At 70.9% G+C, this 7,191-nt stretch carries 6 protein-coding genes and 1 pseudogene; 5 read left to right on the plus strand and 2 right to left on the minus strand.

The window, feature by feature from the left end; translation table 11 throughout:
* Positions 1 to 515: pseudogene (locus tag C1J00_RS34770) on the minus strand (FUSC family protein); the annotation flags it as partial.
* Positions 516 to 713: 198 nt separating this feature from the next.
* On the opposite strand from C1J00_RS34770, the gene C1J00_RS34775 reads away from it, so the two are divergent.
* The 4 genes from C1J00_RS34775 to C1J00_RS34790 all read left to right on the plus strand — a co-directional run bounded on the left by C1J00_RS34775 (position 714) and on the right by C1J00_RS34790 (position 5,816).
* Positions 714 to 1,190, plus strand: a complete 477-nt coding sequence (locus tag C1J00_RS34775; RefSeq protein WP_031111300.1) for an Lrp/AsnC family transcriptional regulator — start codon at positions 714 to 716, stop codon at positions 1,188 to 1,190.
* A 19-nt stretch (positions 1,191 to 1,209) separates the two neighbouring features.
* Positions 1,210 to 1,896 (plus strand): HAD family hydrolase, encoded by a 687-nt coding sequence (locus C1J00_RS34780; protein WP_102912939.1) that lies wholly within the window; start codon positions 1,210 to 1,212, stop codon positions 1,894 to 1,896.
* Between the two features lie 197 nt (positions 1,897 to 2,093).
* Positions 2,094 to 4,928, plus strand: coding sequence for a beta-L-arabinofuranosidase domain-containing protein (locus C1J00_RS34785; protein ID WP_102912943.1), 2,835 nt, complete (start codon positions 2,094 to 2,096; stop codon positions 4,926 to 4,928).
* Positions 4,929 to 5,063: 135 nt separating this feature from the next.
* Positions 5,064 to 5,816, plus strand: coding sequence for a DUF4142 domain-containing protein (locus C1J00_RS34790; protein ID WP_102912940.1), 753 nt, complete (start codon positions 5,064 to 5,066; stop codon positions 5,814 to 5,816).
* 15 nt (positions 5,817 to 5,831) lie between these two features.
* Here the strand turns inward: C1J00_RS34790 and C1J00_RS34795 are convergent, their stop codons facing one another.
* A complete protein-coding gene (locus C1J00_RS34795) occupies positions 5,832 to 6,581 on the minus strand; it encodes a LysR family transcriptional regulator substrate-binding protein (RefSeq protein WP_102912941.1) in 750 nt (249 codons plus the stop codon).
* Positions 6,582 to 6,639: 58 nt separating this feature from the next.
* On the opposite strand from C1J00_RS34795, the gene C1J00_RS34800 reads away from it, so the two are divergent.
* Positions 6,640 to 7,023 carry a DUF5997 family protein gene (locus C1J00_RS34800; RefSeq protein WP_245936618.1) on the plus strand — a complete coding sequence of 128 codons (384 nt, stop codon included), beginning with the start codon at positions 6,640 to 6,642 and terminating at the stop codon, positions 7,021 to 7,023.
* Positions 7,024 to 7,191 lie beyond the last annotated feature (168 nt).

Below are 7,191 nucleotides of genomic sequence, written 5' to 3' on the forward strand. Positions count from 1 at the left end.
GGCGCGACGGGCGGGGGCAGGCGGCGCTCGTAGCACCACAGGCCGAAGCGCACCGCGGCGGCGGCGAGGACGGACAACAGGACCGCGGCGTACAGCTGGGGCAGCTGGCCGGTGGTGGCGTGCAGGAACTGCGCCACGAAGAAGGTCATGAACGCGAACACGCCGAGGCTGTGCCCGCGCGGGCCCCAGCGCCGCGCGTACACGCCCGCACCGACGACGGCGAGGAAGGTGAGGTCCCGCGCCACCGGGTGGTCGTGCAGCCCGGCCGCGGCGGTGAGGACGGGCAGGCCGACGACGGGCAGCAGCGCGGTCGTGACGGCCTGGCCGCGGACCGTCGTGTCGGTGACGGTGAACAGGGCGAGCAGGGCGGCGAGACAGCCGGTGACGGTACCCGCGAGGGAGTGCCCGGCGAGGCCGCACAGGGTGCCCGCGAGCGCGATGCCGAGTACGGCTCGCCCGGCGAACCGCAACCGCGTCCACCCGGGATCCGGAGCCATGAACACCCTCTTCAGCACCGCTTACCGCCCCTTTCGACACACCGGTCATGAGCACGCATGAAAAGGGCGCCGCGGGGTCCGCAGCGCCATCGACGCACCCATATCAGCATCCCGGAGGCAACTGGCTCAACCGGCTCTTTCTAGACTGATCCATTGGTACAGCCTGAGCGCCCGAAGGACGGCCGCGGCAGAGCCAACGGACGAGGAGGACGCGCCATGCCCGTGGACGAGCTCGACACCCGCATCCTGCGGCTGCTGCTGGAGCAGCCGCGCACGAGTGTGCGCGAGTACGCCCGGATCCTCGGCGTCGCCCGGGGCACACTGCAGGCCCGCCTCGACCGGCTGGAGCGGGACGGCGTGATCACCGGCACGGCACCGGCTCTCTCCCCCGCCGCACTCGGGCATCCGGTGCTGGCGTTCGTGCACATCGAGGTCACGCAGGGCCATCTCGACGAGGTGGGCGACGCGCTGGCCGCCGTGCCGGAGATCGTCGAGGCGTTCTCGATCACGGGCGGCGGGGACCTGCTGGCCCGGGTGGTGGCGCGGGACAACGCGCACCTTGAGGACGTCGTCCAGAAGCTGATCAGCATGCCCGGGGTGGTGCGCACCCGTACCGAGGTCGCCCTGCGCGAACGCGTGTCCCACCGGATGCTGCCGCTGGTGGAGTCGATCGGGCGGTCGGCCCGCGGATGATCTTTGAGAGCATGACCCCATGAGCAAGCTCCGCGGAATATCGGTCATCTTCGATCTCGACGGAACCCTGGTGGACAGCGAGCCGAACTACTACGAGGCAGGCCGCCAGACGCTCGCCGCGTACGGCGTCGCCGACTTCACCTGGGCGGACCACGAGCGGTACGTCGGCATCGGCACGCAGGAGACGGTCGCGGACTGGAAAGACCGCTACGACCTGCCCGCCTCGGTGGACGAACTGCTCGCCGCCAAGAACCGCCGCTATCTTGAGCTGGCCCGCAGCGGCACACGCGCCTACCCCGAGATGCGCACGTTCGTCGAACTGCTGGCGGCCGAGGGCGTTCCCATGGCCGTGGCCTCGGGCTCGTCCCCGGAGGCCATCGCCGCGGTGCTGACCGGAACCGGGCTGGACGCGCATCTGCACACCATGGTCTCCGCCGAGGAGGTCGCGCACGGAAAGCCGGCTCCGGACGTCTTCCTGGAGGCGGCCCGCAGGCTCGGCGCGGCCCCGTCCGACTGTGTCGTACTGGAAGACGCCGCTCCTGGTGCCGCCGCCGCGCACGCGGCCGGCATGCGGTGCATCGCGATCCCGTACGTCCCGGCCCAGGTGGACGCACCGGAGTTCGCGACCGCAGGCCTGCTGCTGCGGGGCGGGCAGGGCGAGTTCACGGGGCAGGCGGCGTTCGACTGGCTGTGCCGGACCGTGTAGCTCCGCGGGCGGACGACCTCCGGGCCCTCCGGGACGGGGCGTAGGCACCTTCCTCGCCCCGGGGGACCGATGTCCCGGTCGGATCTGAACACGAATCCTGTCCGCAGCGTTGACGCCCCCTCACCCCACGCATAACGTCTGGCCGACCCCCCGCACATCGTTCGAGATACCGAACGATGCCTCTCATGGAGGAGACCATGGCGCCGCCCCTGTCCAGACGATCCCTTCTCCAGGCCGCGACCCTCGCCGCGGCCGTACCCGCGTTCTCCCGGACGACGGCGGGGCGGGCCGAGGCCGCCGCCACCGCGGCCGCCGTCGGCGTCGGCGTCGGCGTCGGCGCCCCCTCGGCCTGGACCGTCCGGCCCTTCGGGCTGGAGGACGTGAGCCTCGGTCAGGGTGTCTTCGCCGACAAGCGGAAGCTGATGCTGGACCACGCCCGCGGCTACGACGTCAACCGGATGCTCCAGGTGTTCCGCGCCAACGCCGGTCTCGCCACCGGTGGCGCGGTGGCCCCCGGCGGTTGGGAGGGCCTGGACGGCGAGGCCAACGGCAACCTGCGGGGCCACTACACCGGCCACTTCCTGACCATGCTGGCGCAGGCGTACCTCGGGACGAAGGAGCAGGTGTTCGCCGACCGGATCGGCACCATGGTCGGAGCGCTGACCGAGGTGCGCGCGGCGCTGCGGCGGGAACCGGCGGTGCTGAGCGTCGACGGGAGGTTCGGGACCGCCGCTGACCAGGTCCGGGGCTCCTACCAGTACGTGGACCTGCCGGCGGCCGTGCTCGGCGGGGCGTCGGCGATCACGCTGTCCGTCTGGGTGCGTCCCACGCACGACGCCGGCTGGACCCGGATCTTCGATTTCGGCGAAGGCACCAGCCGCTACCTGTACCTGGCCGCCCGCAACCAGGCCGGGGTGCCGCGTTTCGCCGTCACCACCTCGGGCGCCGGTGGCGAGCAGGGCCTGAACGGCACGGCCGCGCTGCCGCTGAACGAGTGGAGCCACCTGGCGGTCACGATCGCGGACGGCACCGGCACGCTCTACGTCAACGGCGCCCCCGTGGCGCGCAACACGGCGATGAGCCTCACCCCGGCGGCCCTCGGCACGCTGAGGAACAACTGGCTCGGCCGCTCGAACTACTCCGCCGACCCGGTCTTCGCGGGCGCCTTCGAAGAGTTCAACGTGTTCTCGCGGGCGCTGACCGCCGCCGAGATCACCGAGTTGCAGAGCCGCCGGGCCGCCGACGCCTCGACGGGCCGGGGCGACCTCGCGTCCTACGCCTTCGACGAGACGGCGGGCGGAACCTTCGCGGACGCCTCCGGCCGGGGCCTGACCGCCACCCTGCGCCGCACCTGGGGCGGGCCCAGCCACCCCGGATTCCTCGCGGCGTACCCTGAGACGCAGTTCATCGAACTGGAGTCGCGGACCACCCCCGACTACACCAAGGTGTGGGCGCCGTACTACACCGCACACAAGATCCTCAGAGGTCTGCTCGACGCGTACACCGCCACGGGCGACGACCGCGCCCTCGACCTCGCGTCCGGCATGTGCGACTGGATGTACGCGCGGCTTTCCAAGCTGCCGGAGTCCACGCTCCAGCGCATGTGGGGGATCTTCTCCAGCGGCGAGTTCGGCGGCATCGTCGAGGCGATCTGCGACCTGCACACGATCACCGGCAAGGCCGAACACCTCGCGCTGGCCAAGCTGTTCGACCTCGACCGGCTGATCGACGCCTGCGCGGCGAACACCGACATTCTCGACGGGCTGCACGCCAACCAGCACATCCCGATCTTCACCGGCTATGTGCGGCTCCACGACGAGACCGGCGAGGAGCGCTACCTGACCTCGGCGAGGAACTTCTGGGACATGGTCGTACCACACCGCATGTACGGCATCGGCGGCACCAGCACCCAGGAGTTCTGGAAGGCCCGGGACGTGATCGCGGGCACGATCGGCCCGACCACGGCCGAGACCTGCTGCGCGTACAACATGCTCAAGCTGAGCCGGACCCTGTTCTTCCACGATCAGGATCCGAAGTACATGGACTACTACGAGCGGGCCCTGTTCAACCAGGTGCTCGGCTCGAAGCAGGACAAGCCGGATGCGGAGAAGCCGCTCGTCACGTACTTCATCGGGCTGACGCCCGGTCACGTCCGGGACTACACGCCCAAGCAGGGCACGACCTGCTGCGAGGGCACCGGCATGGAGAGCGCCACGAAGTACCAGGACTCGGTGTACTTCGCGGCGTCCGACGGCAGTGCCCTCTACGTCAACCTGTACAGCCCGTCCACGCTGACCTGGGCGGAGAAGGGTGTCACGGTCAGGCAGACCACCCGCTTTCCGGAGGAGCAGGGCACGACGCTGTCCTTCGGGGGCCGCCGTGCCGCCTTCACGCTTCGGCTGCGGGTGCCGTCGTGGGCGAGTGCCGGGTTCCGGGTGACCGTCAACGGGCGTGCGGTGTCCGGGACTCCGAAGCCCGGGAACTACTTCGACGTGTCGCGGACCTGGCGGGCCGGTGACACCGTCCGCATCGCCATGCCGTTCCGGACGCGGGTGGAGAAGGCCCTCGACGACCCGTCGCTGCACACGCTGTTCCACGGCCCGGTCAACCTGGTCGCCCGGGACGCCGCGACGGAGTACCTGAAGGTCGGGCTGTACGGCCGTGCCGGACTGTCCGGCGACCTGTCGCACTCCCTCACACCGGTGCCGGGCAAGCCGCTGCACTTCACGCTGGACGGGAGGGAGTGGGCGCCGTTCGCCGAGGGGACCGAGGACCCGACGCACGCCTACTTCCGGCGCTCGGAGGCGAAGATCGTCTTCGGCGGCCGGGACTCGGGCGTCGCCAACCCGGCGAAGCCTGACGGCACCACGCTGCTGGACGAGGTCTGGGCGGGAGCGCCGTTCCGCAACAAGGGGGCGCTGGTGGCGCGGGTGCGGACCACGGTGGACGCCTGGGTGTCGGCCGGGCTGCTGAGCAGGCCGGACGCGGACAAGGTGGTGGCGACGGCGGCAGCGGCCTCGTACCGGCCCTGAGCGCCTGACCGGCCGGGGCGTGCGGCGTCCGAGCGGGCGCCGCACACGGCCGAACTTTTTTGCGGCAGGGGTGATTGTTTTGGCCCTGGCATCCGTACCTCCTGGCGTTGGGCCGTTTCATATCCAGGAGGCACGATGCGCATCTCGCGCAGCACGGCAGGAACCGCGTTCGTGGGCGGTGCGATGATCCTGACGCTCACCGCGCTCGCCTACCCGAGCATGCTGGGCGTGCAGAACACGGCTTCCGGCCAGGACCGCATCATCGCCAACACCCAGTACGGTCCGCTGACCGAGGCGGACCGCGACTTCGTGGTGAAGGTGCGCGCGGCCGGGCTGTGGGAGCACCCCCTGGGTCTGCTGGTGATGCAGCGCGGTGGTTCGCCCGCGATGAAGGAGGCCGGCGAGCACCTGGTCGTCGGGCACGGGCGGCTGGACGCCGCCTGCCGCAGGGTCGCCCCCGAGCTGGGCATCACGCTGCCCAACCAGGCGTCGCCCCAGCAGCAGCAGTTCGTGGCGACGGTGGAGGGCGCCCAGGGGCAGGAGTTCGACTCGACCGCGACCACCATCATGCGCGTGACCCACGGCCAGATCTTCTCGACGATCGCCAAGATCCGCGCCAACACGCGGAACTCTCTGGTGCGTCAGCTCGCCGACCAGGCCAACTCCACGGTGCTGGACCACATCACGATCCTGGAGAAGACCGGCCTGGTCAATCACGAGCAGGTCACCCTCCAGCAGACCAGCCCGCCCAAGATGCCCGAGGAGATGACCACGCCTCCGCCGCCGCAGCCGGGTGCGCCGGTCCTGAACCTGAACATCCCCAAGGAGCTCGAGGACCTGCGCACGGAGGCTCCGAACGCGATCCAGCCGTCGCCTTCCGCAGGGTGAGCGAGGACTCCTGGGTCAGGAGCGGCGGCGGGGTTTGCCCCGCTTGCCGCTCTTGGGGGCGCCGGCGGAGGACCCGCGTCGCTTCGCCCCCGCCGCCCTGACCGGCGGCTTGCGGCGGTCGTCGCGCTGGGCCTTCTCCTGCGCCGGGGACTGCTGACGGCCCCGGGTGCTGTTGACCGTGCGGCCGCGGACGATGCCGATGAAGTCCTCGACGTGGTCCGTCTTCGCGTCCTCGGGCCAGGCCAGGGCCACGCTCGACTCGGGGGCGTCCTTGAGGGGCCGGTGGGTGAGGTCCTTGCGGTGATGCAGACGGGCGAGCGACAGCGGGACGACGAGGACGCCGATGCCCGCCGCGACCAGTTCGACGGCGTCGGCCGTGGTGGCGGGCCGTTCCAGGGCCGGCCTCCCGGGCAGGTCCTCCCAGTCGAGGACGTCGTCGAGGGGGTGCAGCACGATGTCGTCGGCCAGGTCCTCGGGAGCCACCTCGTCGACGGCGGTGACCAGGTGATCCTTGGGCACGACGACGACGGTCTGCTCGGTGTAGAGGGGGATCGCGCTGAAGACCGACCGGTCCACGGGTGTGCGGACGAGGCCCGCGTCGGCGTCCCCGCGCATCAGCCGCTCGGCCGCCGCTTCGGCGGGCACCCGCGTGAGGGTCAGCGGGACGCCGGGCTGCCGCTCGTTCCAGATGCGCACCCATTTGCCGGGCATCACCCCGGGGACGTATGCGAGCCGGAACGAGGGGGTTACATCCGAGCCTGTCACCTCGCCAGGTTACCGGCCGTGGTCAGGGGTCGTGCACATGCTCGTTACCCTGGGGTCCATGACGTCGCACCAGAGCACCCAGACGATGAAGCCCGCGACCGCGGCGAAGAAGCTGGGTGTGTACCTCGAGGCCACCCCCGCCGACTTCCAGGAGGGTGTCGTCTCGCGCGCCGAGCTGAACGAGCTCCAGGCGAACCCGCCGCAGTGGCTGCAGGACCTGCGGCGCAACGGCCCGCACCCCCGGCCCGTGGTCGCCGCGAAGCTCGGGGTCTCCATCGCGGGCCTCGCGCGCGCCGGCGTCACCGAGCCCCTCACCACCGAGCAGATCGAGGCGCTGAAGCAGGAAGGACCCGAGTGGCTGGAGCGGGAGCGCACCACCCAGGCGGAGGTCCGCAAGGAAGCGGAACGGATCAAGAAGAAGAACGCCGAACGTCAGGCCTGACCTGAGCCCCCTTCCTTTTCGGACGGCCCCCACCGGATGACCCGGACGCTGTTGGTAAATCCGGGGGCTGCGTGACGGCGGCCTGTACCACCCCGTTGGGGTTGTGCAGGCCGTCGTCGTGTTTCTGGGGTGGGTTCGTGTCGTTGCGTGGGGTGGATCTGGCGGAGA

The sequence above is a fragment of the Streptomyces cahuitamycinicus genome, from assembly GCF_002891435.1.
GTDB lineage: Bacteria > Actinomycetota > Actinomycetes > Streptomycetales > Streptomycetaceae > Streptomyces > Streptomyces cahuitamycinicus.